At 62.8% G+C, this 15,541-nt stretch carries 18 protein-coding genes; 7 read left to right on the top strand and 11 right to left on the bottom strand.

What is annotated here, in order from left to right; all coding sequences use genetic code 11:
- Positions 1-5 precede the first annotated feature (5 nt).
- From GGD63_RS22270 to GGD63_RS22250, 5 genes are read right to left on the bottom strand one after another with little or no spacing between them, the layout of a single operon-like run.
- Complete coding sequence (locus GGD63_RS22270; protein ID WP_246785597.1) at positions 6-632, bottom strand: PepSY domain-containing protein; 627 nt, start codon at positions 630-632, stop codon at positions 6-8.
- Positions 629-928 (bottom strand): hypothetical protein, encoded by a 300-nt coding sequence (locus GGD63_RS22265; protein ID WP_183245292.1) that lies wholly within the window; start codon positions 926-928, stop codon positions 629-631. Before GGD63_RS22265 ends, GGD63_RS22270 begins: the two co-directional genes overlap by 4 nt.
- Positions 929-968: 40 nt before the next feature.
- Positions 969-1,187, bottom strand: coding sequence for a hypothetical protein (locus GGD63_RS22260; RefSeq protein ID WP_246785596.1), 219 nt, complete (start codon positions 1,185-1,187; stop codon positions 969-971).
- A gap of 19 nt (positions 1,188-1,206) precedes the next feature.
- Positions 1,207-1,362, bottom strand: coding sequence for a hypothetical protein (locus GGD63_RS22255; protein ID WP_183245291.1), 156 nt, complete (start codon positions 1,360-1,362; stop codon positions 1,207-1,209).
- Complete coding sequence (locus GGD63_RS22250) at positions 1,359-1,559, bottom strand: hypothetical protein (RefSeq protein WP_183245290.1); 201 nt, start codon at positions 1,557-1,559, stop codon at positions 1,359-1,361. The genes GGD63_RS22255 and GGD63_RS22250 overlap by 4 nt, the downstream gene beginning before the upstream one ends.
- Positions 1,560-2,048: 489 nt before the next feature.
- Between GGD63_RS22250 and GGD63_RS22245 the strand changes: the two genes are divergently transcribed.
- Positions 2,049-2,486, top strand: a complete 438-nt coding sequence (locus tag GGD63_RS22245; RefSeq protein ID WP_246785594.1) for a hypothetical protein — start codon at positions 2,049-2,051, stop codon at positions 2,484-2,486.
- A gap of 8 nt (positions 2,487-2,494) precedes the next feature.
- Positions 2,495-3,139 carry a TetR/AcrR family transcriptional regulator gene (locus GGD63_RS22240; protein ID WP_183245288.1) on the top strand — a complete coding sequence of 215 codons (645 nt, stop codon included), beginning with the start codon at positions 2,495-2,497 and terminating at the stop codon, positions 3,137-3,139.
- Between the two features lie 37 nt (positions 3,140-3,176).
- On the opposite strand, the gene GGD63_RS22235 is transcribed toward GGD63_RS22240, so the two are convergent.
- Complete coding sequence (locus GGD63_RS22235) at positions 3,177-3,830, bottom strand: TetR/AcrR family transcriptional regulator (RefSeq protein ID WP_183245287.1); 654 nt, start codon at positions 3,828-3,830, stop codon at positions 3,177-3,179.
- A gap of 207 nt (positions 3,831-4,037) precedes the next feature.
- Between GGD63_RS22235 and GGD63_RS22230 the strand changes: the two genes are divergently transcribed.
- From GGD63_RS22230 to GGD63_RS22210, 5 genes are all read left to right on the top strand, one after another.
- A complete protein-coding gene (locus GGD63_RS22230; RefSeq protein WP_312013370.1) occupies positions 4,038-4,907 on the top strand; it encodes a sensor histidine kinase in 870 nt (289 codons plus the stop codon).
- A complete protein-coding gene (locus tag GGD63_RS22225; RefSeq protein WP_183245286.1) occupies positions 4,904-6,019 on the top strand; it encodes an efflux RND transporter periplasmic adaptor subunit in 1,116 nt (371 codons plus the stop codon). The genes GGD63_RS22230 and GGD63_RS22225 overlap by 4 nt, the downstream gene beginning before the upstream one ends.
- Positions 6,016-7,092 carry an efflux RND transporter periplasmic adaptor subunit gene (locus GGD63_RS22220; protein ID WP_183245285.1) on the top strand — a complete coding sequence of 359 codons (1,077 nt, stop codon included), beginning with the start codon at positions 6,016-6,018 and terminating at the stop codon, positions 7,090-7,092. Before GGD63_RS22225 ends, GGD63_RS22220 begins: the two co-directional genes overlap by 4 nt.
- Positions 7,089-10,241 (top strand): efflux RND transporter permease subunit, encoded by a 3,153-nt coding sequence (locus tag GGD63_RS22215; protein WP_246785592.1) that lies wholly within the window; start codon positions 7,089-7,091, stop codon positions 10,239-10,241. The genes GGD63_RS22220 and GGD63_RS22215 overlap by 4 nt, the downstream gene beginning before the upstream one ends.
- 672 nt (positions 10,242-10,913) lie before the next feature.
- A complete protein-coding gene (locus tag GGD63_RS22210) occupies positions 10,914-11,477 on the top strand; it encodes a hemerythrin domain-containing protein (protein ID WP_183245284.1) in 564 nt (187 codons plus the stop codon).
- A 107-nt stretch (positions 11,478-11,584) separates the two neighbouring features.
- On the opposite strand, the gene copD is transcribed toward GGD63_RS22210, so the two are convergent.
- From copD to GGD63_RS22185, 5 genes are all read right to left on the bottom strand, one after another.
- A complete protein-coding gene (copD, locus tag GGD63_RS22205; RefSeq protein WP_183245283.1) occupies positions 11,585-12,487 on the bottom strand; it encodes a copper homeostasis membrane protein CopD in 903 nt (300 codons plus the stop codon).
- A gap of 2 nt (positions 12,488-12,489) precedes the next feature.
- Complete coding sequence (copC, locus tag GGD63_RS22200; protein WP_183245282.1) at positions 12,490-12,864, bottom strand: copper homeostasis periplasmic binding protein CopC; 375 nt, start codon at positions 12,862-12,864, stop codon at positions 12,490-12,492.
- 39 nt (positions 12,865-12,903) lie between these two features.
- On the bottom strand, positions 12,904-13,197 hold the full coding sequence (locus GGD63_RS22195; protein ID WP_183245281.1) for a hypothetical protein: 294 nt from the start codon (positions 13,195-13,197) through the stop codon (positions 12,904-12,906).
- Between the two features lie 153 nt (positions 13,198-13,350).
- On the bottom strand, positions 13,351-13,590 hold the full coding sequence (locus GGD63_RS39985; protein WP_210315921.1) for a hypothetical protein: 240 nt from the start codon (positions 13,588-13,590) through the stop codon (positions 13,351-13,353).
- A gap of 321 nt (positions 13,591-13,911) precedes the next feature.
- Positions 13,912-15,495, bottom strand: a complete 1,584-nt coding sequence (locus tag GGD63_RS22185; protein ID WP_183245280.1) for a winged helix-turn-helix domain-containing tetratricopeptide repeat protein — start codon at positions 15,493-15,495, stop codon at positions 13,912-13,914.
- Between the last annotated feature and the right edge of the window lie 46 nt (positions 15,496-15,541).

Here is a 15,541-nt window from a genome sequence, read left to right as displayed (position 1 = left end):
TCGTGTTAATGGCGACTGGTGTCTTGCTTTCCGACCTTCGGAGGCTCGAGCAGCACCTCCTTCAAATGGTCCCCGGAGGCAACGACGATCACGAAGTTGAGTTTGCCGTCCTGTCGGATCAGTCCACCGGCCAGCGCGCTGCCGGCCGCCGCTTTCTCGGCGACCTGCACGGCATCCGACAATTCCTGCTTGATCCATCTCATGGCAAGGATCTTGGCGAGGTCTTCCCGATCGAGTTCCTTCAGCGAGGACGTCACCTCTCTGCCCGTGATGCTTCCGGTATTTGCGTCAATGGCGTTCTCCCACACGTGTTCGTTTCGGATCGTGCGGACGCGGTAGACGGGTGAGTTGTCGATCTCGAAGCTGATGTCGGCGGCCTTCGAACCGTCATGCAGGTGCTCCGCGATCGCCATGGCGCGGCTGAGCGGGACGCGTATGGTGCGGAATTCCGAGAGCACGCGTTGGATAGCGGCCTCTTCGGCCTGGCTTTGCGCGCTCGCGCTTCGGCTGTCCGCATCTGCAGATTTTTGTACGTCAGCGACGGCGGCTGTCGCGGCGAGCGTGGCGGACCACATGATCAGGGCAAACAAATGCTGCTTCGACATCGGATCAATCTCGGTCTGGTTGGTCAATCGCCTGCGACGGGCGTGTGAGCGACGACGATCTCCTTGTCGGAGAGCGTGGGCAGCGACTGATTGGTATCGATCACGACGCGCTCCGGCCCCTTCACGTCGGAGTGGATGCGGATCGGAGGCCGCGCAGGATCCGGCTCCGCGAAGCGGCTTGGCAGTTGGGCTGGGAGGACCCAACCGATCGCCCAAAGCAAGCAGAGCAGGGCGCCGCCGACCGACAGAAAATAGCCGCGCAAGGGAAGGGCGGTGTCGGTCGATCGGCTCACGTGCATTGACATGACGGATCGTCGGCTCACGGCACGCTGCTCCCGACAACGGCATCACTCTGTCGCATCGTCAGATACTCCACGGGCGCGGATGCCGGCGCGCACGTTCGGCGTCGAGATAACCGCGCTCATCGAGCCATTCGGTTGGACAATAGGCTGCGGCCTTCGGATCGATCATGAGTCCGTCACGCTGGAGCGCTGTCCGTGTTCCGGTCACACCATTCCACACGACCTCGCCGCTGGTCGGGTCCACTTCCATCCCGTCAAAGACTTCGATGAAGTTCAGCATCTCAGACACCGGTGCTCGCTCACGCCGTGTGCGCGAGACGGTCGACTTCGTCTGCCGCAACGCCTCTGCGCGCGAGCTCGGACTCGATCACGTCGAACACGCATTCGACCGGCGCGATCCAGACGTTGACCCAGTAGATGATGCAGTTGCGGGCGATCAGCAGGGCCGGTGTCATGCGACCGTCCTCCGCTCCAGCCGAACGGCGCTGGGCTGGCGTGCGGCAAGCGTATGGGCCCACGCGATCATCGCGATCGTGATGCCAAGCAGCAGGCTGAGGGCCACGAGGCACAACGCGACAAAGACGTTCAGCGAAGCGGCGGCGAGGCCGGGCAACGGATTTTCGCGCATCAACGCGAACAGCAGTGTTGACATTCCGCGTCTCCTTAATAAAATACACCGTATAGTTCATATAAATCATGCGCCACGGCCGGAGTCAAGACGAGTGCGTCACAAGCGCGTGTGCGGGATCAAGGCGGCGAGGCTCCGCCAGGTTCAACCAGAAGCCTCGAGCAGAGAAGGGATCTGACATGACGAGATTGATGCCGGCGTTGTTCGCAGCGGCCGTAGTCGCGCTTGGCAGCGCAGCGGGTTTGGCCCAGGAGAACCGGGGTACACCCGAGCAGCGAGCGGCTTGCACCTCCGATGCCTTTCGCCTGTGCAGTGCTTACATTCCCGATCCATCGGGAGTCGAAGCCTGTCTGCGGCTCAGGAAATCGGATCTGAGCGAAGGCTGTAAGGCGGTGTTCGAGCAGGCATCCACCGGATCAGTCAGGGGCAGATAACGAGCGACGTTGCGGCGTGATGTGACGAGGCGCTGCCTTGAGCCGCATTCGCACTGCGACAGGAGACAGGAGCGATCTTATGAGCACGGTGTATATACCGGCCTTGGCTGCCTTCGGCGGCTCTGCGTTCGGCGCGCTCTCGACCATCGTCAGCGGATGGTTTAGCGGACGCCGAAGGCGTCGCGAGCTTCATCATGCCCGCTCATTCTCGAAGCGCGAACAATTGTACCATAGCTTCATCGAGGAGGCCTCACGGCTCTATGCCGAGGCCCTGGTCAATGATCAGGCCGAAATCCCGCAACTGGTCAGCCTCTATACGCTGGTCGGACGCATGCGGATCTTGTCGAGCAGCGAGGTCGTTCAGGCCGCCGAGAGAGCCGGGCACTTGATCATCGAGACGTATCTCTCGCCAAATCGCACATTCGTCGATCTCCCCAAATTCATCGAGGAGATGGATCCCTTGCGCGATTTCGGAGAGGCCTGCCGCCGCGAGCTGATGAACATACCGGCGCAGTGAGAGACGTTATGCGCAGGCAGATTGAAGATCGAACGAGCAGCGCCCGCCGCAGGATCGTGCAGGCCGCCATCCATCTCTACGGCGAGATGGGACACAAAAAGACCACCGTTGCGGACATCGCGCAGAATCTGTCGATGTCTTCGGCAAGCGTCTATCGATTCTTTCCCTCAAGGCGGGCGATCGAGGAGGCTGTGGTGGAGGAGGTGCTCGAGGAGGCGGCCAGTGCGGCGGCTGAGGCGGCTGGCGGCACTGGACCAGCGCTACGGCGCCTGGCCGCAATCCTGAAGGCCATTGCCGACTGCAATGAAGCTCGACCGGCGAAGCATCGACGACTGCAAGACCTGATAACTCTGGCCGTCCGTCAGAACTGGACGGTCGTCCTCACCTACCACGACAGGATCCGAGGGCTGGTGCGACCGATCATCGGCATCGGGCAGGCACGCGGAGAGCTGCGGGGCGGCAGTCCGATGGCGCTGACCTGCTGCCTGCTGGAAGCCATGGATGTCCATCTCAACCCATCGCGGGTCGGCGCTGCGACGCTGCGGCCAAGCTTCGACGAGATGTTGAGATTTTGTACGGGCGCTTTGTGTCGCACGCCATTCCTGCAGCCGGCCGAGATGACAGCTCACGTGCAGCTCAAGGCCGCCGGCTAATGCGGATGCTTCCAAACCAACCGTCTAAGGAAGACAACTAGTACGACCAGTCCGTCTCGCAGGCAGCCAGGAAAAAGCCGACGCGCTCGCGCACGAATCCCGGAAGTTCCTTCTTCAGGTCCTTCGGAGTTTCACCGACGAGCGACCGAAACAGCATCGGTAGGAGGATCAGGTCGAGAAAGATCTGCGCGGTAGCACGGCTTCGCTTGGCGCTGAAAGGGCCCCTCGGGGTGCGAGAGAGCTTCTGCGTGGCGTCGTCCAGCAACTGGGACACTGCGGCCAGGGAGCGATCGCGCGCAGCGTCGTGAACATTGCGGCTCAGTTCGGGGAACCGCTGCGATTCCGCGATCGTCGCGCGCACCATGCCGAGCGATTCCTCGACCACTCTTTCGACGATGGCTGTCCCGAGGCTCATCAACTTGTCCTCGATGGTGCGGCCCTCGGGAGAGAAGCCCTCGAAGTCCGTCAAGCCGTCGATGGTGCGGGCCACCACCGCCGCGAACAGCGCTTCCTTGCCGGGGAAATGAGCGTAGATCGTCGGCTTGCTCGCAGGAGCGAGCTCGGAAATGTCGTCGATGCTGGCGCTGCGATAGCCCTTCTCCAGAAACAGCTGCTGGGCGGCGTCGAGGATTCGCGCCTGCGCGTCGCCGGCAAGATCCTTGGGCGGTCTGCCACGCTTCGTCTTCTTCATTTGGGACCTCCGAAATCACGAGTCTGTGCGTGTCGCTTTCCGACTTGACACGACGGGTGAAGAAAGGCAAGAAAAAGAAAATATACGGTATAGTTTATTAAGCGTCAGGTCGCAGCTCTTTGCAGGCTTGGCGAGTGCTCCCGAACGATCGGGGTCGCAAAGGTGAAGCGTTCGACCCCGATCGCTCGCGTCGAATAGGAGAATGTCGTGACTGTTTTGAACCCGGACCGGCCCGGCTTGCAGGAAGGCGTGCTGCTGCGCGAGCTGCATCACAGGGTCACCAACGGTGTTGCCTTCGCCATCGACCTGGTCTCCGCCGCCGCCATCCGGGTCGAGGGGACGGAAGCCAAGTGCGCGCTCAGCGATGTCGTCGAGCTGCTGCATGGCTACGCCGATCTACATCGTACGTTGGCCATGCCCCCGGGTGAAACGCTGATCCATGCCGCGACCTACATTCGCAAACTGGGCTGTGGCATGCGCCGGGCAGTCCTGGACCGGATGAACATTCAGCTGGCATTCGCGACCCGGTCGCTCGCGCTTCAGCCGGAGCGCTGCTGGCATCTGGGGCTGATCGTCCATGAGCTCGTGATGCACGCCGCAAGACACGCTTGTTTCGACGCACGGGCCGGGCAGATCAGGATCAAGCTGACGCGTACCGGTGCGCTGGTGAACTGCGTGATCCTGGACAACGGCTCGCGTCCCGCGCGGGAGACTTCCGACCGCGAACTGCGAATTGCCAGGGATATCGCGCGGGCGCTCGGCGGTCGGATCGAGCAGGGTTTCGGCGCGGAGTTCACCTCGATTGTCCTCTCGTTCCCGCTGACCGAGCGCGAACGGGGCGCAAACTGGTCAATCGCAACGCGCCAGATGAGGGCTCCGCGCCGCACGAGAGCCACCGCTTCGAACGAAGCGGTGCTCACGGCAAGCGCAGCGGCCGATCAACGCGGGCCCACCGATGAGACCAATCCCTTTGCGGGACTACTGCGCCAGCAAGAACGCGAATTGGTCGTCCGCCGCCAATCCGCCGATGTGCTTGGCGGGCTGTTGTCGCCTTCCCAACATATGGACGCGCCATGACAAACCAATTCTCCAAGCCCGTTCGAACGCCACATGTGGGGAAGGCCCTCGCCGCAGCGACCGTGCTTGTCAGCATTGCGCTGACCGGTTGCAATGATCACGCGGCGCAGACGGCCACACGGGCAACGCTGGTCCGGACCACGATCGTGCAGCCGCGCGACCGGCAAGCCGCCATCACATTGACCGGAGAGGTCCAGGCGCGCTTCCGTGCCGATCTTTCGTTCCGCGTCAGCGGACGTGTGATCGCTCGCACCGTGGATGTTGGTGCTCACGTCAACAAGGGCGACGTCCTCGCCCGGCTCGATCCGGCCGAGCAACAGGCTGATGTCGATGCTGCGACCGCGGCAGTGGCCTCCGCCGAAGCCCAGCTGCGCGTGGCGAAGGCTACGTTCGAGCGGCAGAAAGCGCTGATCGCAAGCGGCTTCACCACCCGGACCGTTTACGACCAGGCCCAGGAAGGCTTGCGGACCGCGGAGGGCGTGCTGGAAGCGGCCAAGGCCCAATTGGGCACTTCAGCGGATGCGCTTGGCTATACCGTGCTGCGTGCCGAAGCGGACGGCGTCATTACCGCACGAAATCTCGAGGTCGGCCAGGTCGTTCCGGCTGCCCAACCCGTGTTCTCGCTTGCTCAGGACGGGGAGCGGGATGCCGTCTTCGAGGTCTACGAATCCGTCTTCCTTGGCCAGACCGACAGCCGCCGCGTAACGTTGGCGCTGGTTTCCGATCCCGGCGTGACAGCGACGGGAGAGGTGAGAGAGATTTCACCGGCGATCGACGCGAAGAACTCCACGATCCGCGTCAAGGTGTCCATCGAGAACCCGCCGGCTGCGTTGACGCTGGGCAGCGCCGTCTCGGGAACGGTCAAGGCGAAAGCTCAGAAGGAGATCACCTTGCCCTGGAGCGCGCTGATGGCCGCGGGCAGCAAGCCTGCCGTCTGGATCGTCGACCCGAAAACGCAGACAGCGTCGCTGAAGCCCGTCACGGTCGGCGCTTATGAAGCCGGTCAGGTGCTGATCAAGGGGGGCCTCGAGCCCGGCGAGCGCGTCGTCGTCGACGGCGGCAAGCTTTTGAGCGTTGGCCAGTCGGTCACTGAGGAGGGAGGTCAGTCATGAAGCGAGAGGTCATGATGATCGCTGGCACGCTCGCGGCGGCCTCGTTACTGACCGGCTGTCAGCAGGAGACGAACGCGCCGGAGCCCGTGCGCCCCGTGCTCTCAATGGTGACCAAGCCGAATAGCGGTGACAGCACGATTGCCGTGGGCGTCGTCGAGCCGCGCTACAAGACCAACCTTGGTTTTCGCGTACTCGGACGGCTGACGTCGCGCCCAGTCTACGTTGGCGACATCGTCAGCGAAGGACAAATCATCGGGACGATTGATCCCACCGCACTCGATCTCGCCGTTCGCGCGGCCAAAGCTCAGCTTGCGAAGGCCGAGGCGCAGCTTGCGACGGCCAAGGCCACGGAGGAGCGGCAACGCACGCTCATCACCAGCGATGCGACCACCAGACAGACGCTGGACAATGCCGAACAGGCCCGGGCCGGCGCCGAAGCAAGCGTTGCGCAGGAGCAGGCGAACTTGACCAAAGCGATCGAGCAACTCGGCTATGCCCAGATCAAGGCCGACTTCGGCGGCGTCGTCACCGCCGTCGGCGCGGAAGTCGGCCAGGTGGTCTCGCCGGGTCAAACCGTAGTGACGGTCGCGCGCCCGGACATTCGCGAGGCGGTCGTCGATATCGGGGAAGACCTGCCTGTGCCGCTCGAAGTCGGTCTCCCGTTCACCGTCAGCCTGCAACTCCTCCCCACCGTCCAGGTCGAGGGCAGGATTCGCGAAATCGCGCCGCAAGCCGATGCGGTGACGCGGCTGCGACGTGTCCGGATCGCGCTCGACAACCCGCCCGAAAGCTTCCGTCTTGGCGCGACGGTCACGGCAAAGCTCGCCAAGGATCGGAGCAAGGTCTTGCGCCTGCCCGCATCAGCGGTGCTCGCCAGGGACGGCGCCGATTTCGTCTGGGTGGTCGATCAGTCCGCCGGCACCGTCTCGCTGCAGAAGATCGATGGTGTCGCCGAACAGGCGGGCATCCGCGTCACCGGCGGGCTTGCCGCAGGCACCCGCGTCGTCACCGCCGGAATTCACAGCCTCAAGCCGGGACAGCACGTCCGCTTCGAACAGGATCAAGAGCCATGAAGTCGTTCAACCTCTCCGACTGGGCGCTCGGCCATCGTTCGCTCGTCTGGTATTTCATGATCGCCTTCATGGCGGCCGGCCTGTTTGCCTATCTCCAGCTGGGACGACAGGAGGATCCTGACTTCACCATCAAGACCATGGTGATCCAGGCGCAGTGGCCAGGCGCCTCGCCCGAGGAGATGACGCGGCAGGTCACCGACCGGATCGAGAAGAAGCTGGAGGAGCTGGAATCGCTCGACTACACCAAGAGCGTAACGGTCGCGGGTCAGACCACCGTCTTCGTCTACTTGCGCGACTCGACCAGGGCGGTCGACGTCAAGCCGACCTGGGTGCGCGTCCGCAACATGATCGCAGACATCAGGGGCGATTTTCCTCAAGGCGTGATCGGACCCGGTTTCAACGACCGCTTCGGTGACGTCTTCGGCAACGTCTATGCCTTCACCAGCGACGGCTTGAGCCAGCGACAGCTCCGCGACCAGGTCGAGGACATCCGGGCCAAGGTGCTGACGGTGCCCGATGTCGGCAAGGTCGACATTCTCGGCGCGCAGGATGAGGTGATTTATCTCGAATTTTCTACCCGCAAGATCGCAGCCCTTGGCCTCGATATCCACGCCATCATGAATTCGCTGCAGGGCCAGAACGCGGTTGCGCCCTCCGGCGTGTTCCAGGAGGGGCCGGAGCGGATCAGCGTCCGCGTGAATGGCCAGTTCGCCTCCGAGGCGAGCCTCAAGGCGGTCAATCTCCGCATCAACGATCGCTTCTTCCCGCTGACCGATGTTGCGAGCATCACGCGCGGCTACGCCGATCCGCCGTCGACGCTGTTCAGATACAACGGTCAGCCCGCCATTGCGCTCGCGATCGGCATGAAGTCCGGTGCCAACCTGCTCCAGTTCGGCGAGGCGCTGAAGGAGGAGATGACTGGGATCATCGCCGACCTGCCGATCGGCGTCGGCGTGCACCTCGTTGCCGACCAGCCCGTCGTGGTCGAACATGCCGTTTCGGGCTTTACCGAAGCGCTGTTCGAGGCCGTGATCATCGTGCTCGGCATCAGCTTCCTGAGCCTGGGCTTGCGGGCGGGGCTCGTGGTGGCGATCGCCATTCCGCTCGTGCTCGCGATCACCTTCGTCGTGATGGCCTATTGCGGCATCTCGCTGCAACGCATTTCGCTGGGGGCCCTGATCATCGCGCTTGGCCTGCTGGTCGACGATGCCATGATCGCGGTCGAGATGATGGTGGCGCGGCTTGAGATCGGCGATCCCCTCGAAAAGGCGGCAACCCACGTCTATACGTCGACCGCTTTTCCGATGCTGACGGGAACGCTGGTCACCGTGGCCGGCTTCATCCCGATCGGGCTCAACAGCAGCAACGCCGGCGAGTTCACCTTCACCTTGTTCGTGGTGATCGCGGTATCTCTGATCGTCTCATGGATCGTGGCCGTATTGTTCACGCCGCTTCTCGGTGTCACCATCCTGCCGGCCAAGATGAAGGGGCATCACGAGCAGAAGGGGCGCCTGGCGCAGATGTTCGCGCGCCTGCTGCTGTTCTGCATGCATCACCGCTGGAGCACCGTCGCCGTGACGGCCGGCGCCTTCCTGCTCGCCCTGTTCGGCTTGCAGTTCGTGCAACAGCAGTTCTTCCCCTCGTCCGACCGTGCCGAGCTCGTGATCGACTGGAACCTGCCGCAGAACGCTTCGATCACCGAAACCAACACGCAGATGGCTCGCTTCGAGCGCGACCAGTTGCAGGGCAATAATTCGGTCGAGCACTGGTCCACCTATGTCGGCACCGGCGCGCCGCGCTTCGTGCTGTCGTTCGACCTGCAGACCGCCAACACCTGGTTCGGCCAGCAGGTGATCGTGACCAAAGGCGGCATCGTCGCGCGCGACAAGCTCAAGTCGCAGTTCGAGGACTATTTGAGGAAGACCATCCCGGGCACCGACACCTACGTCAAGCTGCTCGAGGTCGGCCCTCCCGTCGGCCGTCCGGTGCAATACCGCATGAGCGGCCCTGACATCGCCGAGGTCCGCGACCTCTCACAGAAGCTTGCAGGCGTCATTCGCAGCAGTCCTGACCTCGGCAACGTGGTGTTCGACTGGATGGAGCCCGCGCGCGTCGTCAAGGTCGATGTGCTCCAGGACAAGGCTCGCCAGCTCGGCGTGACCTCGGAAGACATCGCCACCACCCTGAACTCGGTGCTCCAGGGCTCGCCGATCACGCAGGTGCGTGACAGCATCTATCTCGTCAATGTCACGGGACGTGCGACGGCGCCGGAGCGCGCCTCGATCGACACGCTGCGCGACCTGCAGATGACCGGGCTCGGCGGCCAATCGGTGCCGCTCGGGGCCGTCGCCAATCTGCGCTACGAGCTGGAGCAGCCCACGATCTGGCGGCGCGCGCGGATTCCGACGATCACGCTGAAAGCCGCTGTCGTCAGCAACGCACAGCCGAAGACGGTCGTCGACCAGCTCGCGCCCAAGGTGGCGGAATTTACCAAGCAGCTGCCCGCGGGCTACTCGATCAAAATCGGGGGCTCAGTGGAGGAGAGTGCCAAGAGCCAGGGGCCGATCATCGCGGTCGTGCCGCTGATGCTGTTCGTCATGGCCACCGTGCTGATGGTGCAGCTGCAGAGCTTTTCGCGGCTGTTCCTGGTGTTCGCGGTTGCGCCGCTCGCGCTGATCGGCGTCGTCATGGCCATGCTGCCGAGCGGTGCGCCGCTGGGCTTTGTGGCCATCCTCGGCGTGCTGGCCCTCATCGGCATCCTGGTCCGAAACTCCGTGATCCTGATCGTGCAGATCGAGGATCTCAAGAAGGAGGGCAGGCCGGCTTGGGATGCCGTGGTGGAAGCAACCGAGCACCGCATGCGACCGATCCTGCTCACGGCCGCAGCGGCAAGTCTCGCGCTCATTCCAATCGCGCGCGAGATTTTCTGGGGCCCGATGGCCTATGCCATGATGGGCGGCATCATCGTCGGCACGCTGCTGACGCTCCTGTTCCTGCCGGCGCTCTACGTGGCATGGTTTCGGATCCATCCTGGTCGCGACCAGCAAGCCGTGACGGTGGAGATCGAGGCGGGCTGTAGCGCAGGTTCCCTCGAGCAGGTTGCTGGACAGCAAGCGGCGGCGGCGGTCCTCGAACCGGCGGATAGCTGACTATTACCGCGAGCGCGTCGATCGACATCGTAAGTGCGTTGAAGGTGCTGGTGCGGGTCACGAAGACCGGCTCGTTCTCGGCCGCGGCGCGCGAGCGCGACGTTCAGCAAGGCGGCCGTGGCGCGGCAGGTCTCCTTTCTGGAAGAGCGTTTTGAGTTTGCTGCACAGGACGGCCCGCAGGCTCAGCTGACGGACAATGGACACAATGATTGACTCACTCGCGCAAGCGCTGGTGGACGTATGGGGACAGGTCGAACTGCTGCCAATGTTCCGGATCGCCCGCATCTTTTTCTGAGCCTCCGAACGACCAGCCCTGCGCCTCGGCGAAGACGTCGAGGAGCCGAGATGTCGAGGAGCGATACCCCCTGTACGGCTAAGAGCATCGCTGCCGGCTTGCCGCTGCGGCGGACTGATCTGCTGGTTTCGGTGCGGCCAAAGCCGATACGCCGCTGATGCAATCATCGCCGACAATCGGCATCGATCTGTGGCGCTCGTCTGGCAGGATGAGGCCGCCACGAGCTATCTTTCCTATAACGATCCCGCGCCGCGGGGGGCACCCGAACTGTGGGCGACTCGCGCCATTCAGCCAGGTATTGCGGTGACTCCCTTGATCTAGCGCAAGCAATGGGGATCGCTTTCAAGATAGTTTGCAATGGCTCATTGGAGGTCGCAATGATCATTGAGCATCTATCCCAGGAACACCGCAACATTGAGACGCTGCTGGCCGTGCTCGAGCGCGAGCTTGAGATTTTCGATCGCGGGGGCCACGCCGACTATGAGGTCATTCGCGCGATTATCAGCTACTTCGAGCTCTATCCGGAGCTGTATCATCATCCCCAGGAAGAACTGGTTTTTGCCAAGCTAAAGCTTCGAGATCCAGCGGCGGCGGCAAGGGTCGGCGATCTAACTCTTGAGCACCAAAAAGGGACCCAGCGTTTGCGCCGCGTCGCTCAGGCGATCGACAGTGTTCTGGCGGATCGGGAGGTTCTTCGGCAAAATGTGGACAACATCGTTCGCGATTTCATAGAGAGCGAGCGGCATCACATCATGATCGAAGATCGCGATTTCTTCCCCGCCGCCCTCAAGGCTCTAGAGCCTTCAGATTGGACTGAGATCGCTTCGGCCTCGACGAATCATGAGGATCCGCTGTTTAGCGAAGCTGCCGAAGAAACCTTCGACGCGCTACGGGCGCGCATCTTGCAGATGGAGCAAGAATCCGAAGTCGAACGGCATTAGAAGGGCTCTGGCGGCCTCTGATCGCAAAGTAAGGTCGCGAGTTTGGGTGAAGATCACTTCGGCAGTGCGGCGCCCTCGACATGAGCCGCAAGGTAGACGCGCCTCGGCTACGATGCGCCCGCGGGTTCGGTCGTGCCCAGCACGCTGACGATCAGGACGATCGCGCTACCAAGGCTCAGCTCTGCGACCATGTTGATGAGGAGCCGGCGCAGGCCGTGTTTCGAGGCGCCTGCTGCGGAGCGCAGCAGCGTGGGGACCACGAGGAAGCGATTGAGCCCGGCAAAGCCGACCATGGCCGCAAAGAGAACAAGCTTTAGCAGGAGCAGCCGGCCGTACGCTGTCGCGACCAGATTGGTAAGCGAGCCTACAAGGAACCAGGAATTGAACAGACCCGACGCGACCAAGATCGCGACGGCCATATAGCCCATCTTCGAAAAGCGATATGCCGCTTCGCACGCTTGGCCGATCGGCTCATTCCCGTAGAAAGATGCGAAGGTCAGGCGCATCAAGCCGACGAGGCCGCCAAGCCAGGCACCTGCGGCGAGAAGGTGAAGAGCATCCGAGAAGCTGTGTGCCGCGCGGGCGGGGCCGTCCTCCACTTGCGTATGGCCGACGGCTGCCAGACTGCCCAACAGAATTGCGCACACAGCGACGAGAACAAGATCGAGCTTCTTTATAGAGAGCCCAAAGCGCAACGTCAGGATCGACAGAGCCGCCAGACCCGCTCCGAGCCGCAGCAGAGAGACGGTGCCAAAGGAGGTTTCCGTCACGATGAATCGAGCTGCTTCCCAGCTCAACCCGGCGTCGCTCATGCTGGCCGCGACGCCGATGAACCACGCAATGCCGGTGATGAGGACGAGGAGTGAGACCGAGCGCGAGATGGCCGGCGCGCTGCTGCCTGCGCCACCGGCGACTGACGGATAAGCGTAGAGAGGAAACAGCACCAGGCCGAACAGGACAAGAGATGCCCCGTAGTGCACGAAGCGGACGAGGACGAGACCTGTATCCACCGCTAGTTGCCGATGGTGAAGGTGTATTCGCCCTTAACGCGATGGGTGTCCTCGGACACTGCGTGCCATATCACGCGGTATTTGCCCGTAGTCAGCGGCGCATCAAGGGGCACCACTAACTGCTTCTTGTCTTTCGCGTCGACGGTCGCGGTCCCCGTTGCGATCGGCTTGCCGCTTTCATCCTGCAACTCCAGGCCGGAAAATTTGGCAATGACGCCTTCCGAGAAATTCAGGCGAATCTCCTTGGCTGCGGTCGCAGCGCGCTCCAAGCCATCAGCCGCCGGCACGGAGGACGTGAGTTTAGGGTGGGCCATCGCTGCAGTGGCAGCAAGGACAAGCCCGAGGCTTGCGCCGATGGTCAGCAGTTTAGCACGCATGACTTGCTCTCCTCGCGATCGAAGCTGCTGTTCGTCTGCTTACCATCCATAGCCCCGATAGCTCGGGTAGGAATAGTAATAGCGCGGCCTGGAGTAGCTGTAGTCTCCGCGATCCTCATGATAGCCCCGGTGCAGGTCTCTGAGAGCACGGTGGTAGGCGCGATGCTCGCCGCGGCTTTCAAACCCGTACTCATGGGCACGTTCATGAGCTTCGCCGAGCCGGTCATGAACTTCGCCATGCTCATTGTCCCAGTCGTCATGGGCAAGTGCCGGGAGGGCGGGCAGTGCGGTAAAGGCGAATGCGGCGGCCAAAATTGCACTCTTCAACTTCATGACATGTCTCCCGATCCTGAGAGGCTGACGCTTTCGACCAGCGGAGCCTGCACCGGGAAGAATAGGCATATCACTTGAATGAGAGCTGAACCAATTCAGGCGGGAAGGGGACGCGAGTTGGGTCCTTTTTTGCCGAGGCCACAGCGGACCTCATCAGGAATCCGCCAACACGAAGATGTCGCGATTTGCATCGGTGTAATCGAACGCGTAGGCCAATTCTCCAGGAGCGTCTGCATGTACCGTGCAGAGTTGTTGGCCTCGCTCGACGAGATCGCCCGTTCTCACGTGCAGTTCCGCGCCGGCGGCCTTGTCATCCGGCGCTCCCGCCAGCTTGGCAAGGCGGGCGATCCGCCGGTTGTCGATCGAAACAACCCGTCCCGATCTTTCCGCCAAGTTGGAATTTCACCCAAGCGCGGCCGCTGTCAAGCGCTCCTGCCGCGACTGCCTCGCCTTGTTCCTGCGGCGCAGCATTCGCGAGTTCGAGCAGCGCGCCTGCGAGCGCAATTGCTTTCTGGCGCAAGTCCGCCGGAGCCTCCGGATCGCACTTCAACACGGCGAGCACGTCGCGCGCCTCGAGAGCCGGGTCCATGCCGCGGCCGACGGGCTGAGTGCCGTCGGTGGAGACCACCCGTGTCTTAAGTCCGAAACTATCGCCGACGCTCGTCAACCCGCCAAGGCCTGAGCGGCGTCGGCACTTCGTACCTTCGCGGGCCGCTATGCGAAATCGGCGAGCCCGCCATTCAGGCCGGCCTTGCGCAACCCGTCGAGGAAATGGTCGCGGTCGATGGGATCTCTATATCTGGCGGCGCGCATCCGGGCGAGTTCGAGCGTATTGACCGGCAGCGCTTCACCGCGCTCACTCAATTCCAGACCTCGCTCTCGAATGAATGCACGCACCTCGATGTCCGCCTCACTCGGTCGATCGATTTGCGCGTAGCACGCCGCAAGGAGCGCGTGGGACCAGCGATCACTCGATCGCGCCTCCCTGAGAACCTTGATCGCCTGTTCGTAGTCGCGCGCCGAATAGAGCGCCAGCGCGTGGTACCAGTGGTAGATGTTGGGTGGAAACGGGTTGAGCTGTTTGGCCGACTTGATCCATGTGAGCGCTTCCCGCCAATGTCCCCAATAGACCAGGATGTTGGCAAACGCGGCGGCGACGTCTGCATCGTTCGGGTTGAGGGCCAGAGCCCGCTTGAAGTGAGTTTCGGCCTCCTGGTCACGGTTCTGCAGGAAGAGAAGCTGGGCGAAGACGCCGTGCGACCAGGCATCGTTTTCATCAAGATCGAGCGCGATCTCGATCTCGCGCCGCGCATCATCCAGCGAAGGCGCGGCGGGTGATTCCAGAAACGCGGCGCAGACGATCGTCCAGGCGATATTGGCGTGAGCGCGGGCATAGGCTGGATCGAGCTCCACGGCCTTCTTGAAGCAACCTCCCGCCTCATCCATGCTTGCCACGGTCAACTGACGCCATCGCTCGTTCCCCAACAGGACGAGGTCGTAGGCCGTGATATTCGAGGTCTGTTTGCCTCTTGCGATCTCGCGGCCCGCGTCCTCAACCCGGCCGGGCAGCGCTGAGACGATCCTGCCGACGATTTCGTCCTGGATCGCGAATATGTCTTCGATCTCGCGGTCGTAGCGCTCCGTCCAAAGGGTGAAGCCGCTCACGGCATCCAGAAGCTGGACCGTGACCCGCACCCGTTTCCCGATCCGGCGTGCGCTCCCTTCCACCACATATCGTACGCCGAGTTGGCGGCCGACCTCTCTGATGTCGGACGTCCTGGCGCGGTAGACGAAGCTGGAATGGCGGGCCACGACGAAGAGCGACCGGAACCGCGATAGTTCCGTAATGACGTCTTCCGTGACTCCGTCGGAAAAGTAGTCCTGGGCCGGATCGCCGCTCAAGTTCGAAAACGGCAGCACGGCGATCGATGGCTTGTCGGAGCGAGCAGACGGGAGCAACGCTTGCCGGCTGCTATCGAACAGGGCTGCGGCTGGCGGGCCGACGTAGCGGTAACCGCGGCGCGGCAGGGTCTCGATCCAGCTGCTGCCGCCTTCGGCGTCTGCAAACGTCCGGCGTAGCGCCGCGATCTGTACGGTCAGATTGCTTTCCTCGACGGCGAGCCCCGGCCAGGCCGCCTCCATCAGCGCGTCCTTGGCGACCGGTCTTCCCGCCTGCTCCAGCAGCAGCCGAAGCAGCGCGATCGCTCGCCCGCCGAGCGCAACCGGCTCGGCTTCGCGAAACAGCGTGCCGGCATCTGTCTCGAGACGAAATGGACCGAACTCGTAGATCGTCGCCATGGCCTAGTGACACCAATTTTGGCGAAATTTGCAACTTTTTCCGATC

This window comes from Bradyrhizobium sp. cir1 (assembly GCF_014198245.1).
GTDB lineage: Bacteria > Pseudomonadota > Alphaproteobacteria > Rhizobiales > Xanthobacteraceae > Bradyrhizobium.
This window is presented reverse-complemented; position numbering and strand designations above follow the sequence as displayed.